This window comes from Dietzia sp. DQ11-38-2 (genome assembly GCF_014145055.1).
Taxonomy (GTDB): Bacteria; Actinomycetota; Actinomycetes; order Mycobacteriales; family Mycobacteriaceae; genus Dietzia.
The window spans coordinates 1-1,878 of sequence record NZ_JAALDW010000254.1; the positions used below are offsets into that span (position 1 = coordinate 1).

General features: G+C 69.5%; 2 protein-coding genes. One reads left to right on the forward strand and one right to left on the reverse strand.

Features of this window, described 5'->3' with window-relative positions; translation table 11 throughout:
- A partial coding sequence (locus G6026_RS09380; protein WP_194307595.1) for a DUF3068 domain-containing protein occupies positions 1-1,360 on the reverse strand: 1,360 nt, incomplete at its 3' end.
- Between the two features lie 101 nt (positions 1,361-1,461).
- On the opposite strand from G6026_RS09380, the gene G6026_RS09385 reads away from it, so the two are divergent.
- Positions 1,462-1,878, forward strand: a 417-nt coding sequence (locus tag G6026_RS09385; protein ID WP_182613001.1) for an acyltransferase, incomplete at its 3' end; no start/stop codon positions are given.

The window sequence follows — 1,878 nt, forward strand, 5'->3', positions numbered from 1 at the left end:
CGTCGCCGCGGGCGCCACGGGTGGCGCGCGTGCCTCTGCCGGTCGGACCCCCCGCGCCTCCGCGGAGGCCCAGCAGGATCCCGCCGAGGACGGCCAGGACGCCCAGCACTCCGAGCACCGCCGGCAGGATGCGACCGAACGTGTTGAGGGTGTCCGCCGTCTCCTGGGCGGCGGACAGGGTCCGCTCCTGGGTCTCCTCGTTCCACCCGGACTCGAACCGGACGGCCGTCCGGGTGGGCTCGGCCCGCTCCTCCTCCATGCCCGCCGCGTCGTTGACGAAGGCCTCCGCCTCGTCCTGGTCCTCGGCGAAGAACTGGTAGATGTTCTCGCTGCCGTTGATGATCTGACCGGTCTCGGGGTTCACGTACACCGTGCGGGTGTTGGTGTAGAAGCGCCGCATGTCGACCTCGCGCTCCGGGTCACCCGCCAGACCCCACTGTCCCGCGGTCATGCCCTCGCGCCGGTAGCTGGCCAGGACGGCCTCCACGGCGGGGTCGTACCCGTCGCTGATCGACGCGAAATGATCCCGGATCGAGGACCACATGTCGATCGGCCCGAGCTCCTGACGGAACTCGTACGCGTCGATGCCGCCCACGGTGGTCTCACCGACGAAGGAGATCGGGTTGGTGGTGAAGGTGCTGGCGTCGAAGTAGTCGTAGTCCCGCTGCTCGGTGTCGAACGGGAACTTGTACTGCAGTCCCCGGCGGACGAACCCGGCCGGTGCGGTCTCGTCGCCGGCACCGGTGGCGACCAGCTGCAGGGTGCTCACGGCCTCGTCGGTCGGCTCGGCGGTCACCCGGTCCACGGTGACCCGGTCGATCGACGCGTTGACCAGGCCCTCGACCCCGTCCGAACCGGTCTTGTCCTCGCGGAGCAGCGACTGCGCGGCCTGGAACGTGATGACCTCGGAGTCCGACGGCTCCACCGCCTGGACGCGGCGCTGCGAGTAGAGCGGGATGTCGTTGTCGATGAAGCAGGTGACCGGGAACTGGACATCGGCGTCGTCAGCCGCCGGGCCGTCCGGGGTCTCGACGACCTGCTCCTCGTCGGTCGCACCCTCATCGGGCGAACCGCCGGCCGCGTCCTCGTCGTCGCCGTTCGCGCCCCCGGCGCGGCACTCGGGGCGGTCGGCGTTGAGCTCGGTCGGTGTGTTACCGGCCAGCGCCGCGCCGACCAGGACCGCACCCTGCGTGGTGTTGGTGACAGTGGTGGTGTTGATGTCCAGCGGGGTCTTCTTCTGCGTCGGCACCACGAAGAAGACCAGCGCCAGTGCGATAGTGATGAGGAACGCTCCGAGCCCGACGAGGACCAGTGCGGGCACTGACGACCTCCGTCCCGCGGAACTGCTCTGTCGTGCCATCGGTTGTCCTCCTGGAGTCGCCCTGGATCCACCGGTTACCCCCGGGTAGCTTCCCGGGTCGGTCGCCGGACCGGACCATCATCAGGAGAAGATTAACAGTGATGAAGAACGCATTCGCCACCCCCGACCGACAAGTCGGAACTCTCCCGTCCGCCACCGGCTTCGTGCCGGCGTTGGAGGGCTTCCGCGCGGTCGCCGCGATCGCCGTCCTCACCACTCACGTCGCGTTCCAGACCGGGTCCTCCACGGGATCGGCGATCAACCGACTCTGGGGCCGGTTCGACCTGTCCGTGGCCGTGTTCTTCGCGCTCTCCGGCTTCCTGCTGTGGCGGGCCCACGCCCTGCACGCCCGACAGGGCGGACCCGGCACCGCCCGGTCACCGGGGTCCTACCTGCGCTCCCGCCTCGTCCGCATCATGCCCGCCTATCTCGTCGTGGTGGCCACGGTGTTCCTCCTCATCCCCCAGAACGCTCGCACCTCGGCCTCGACCTGGATCGCCAACCTGACCCTGACGCAG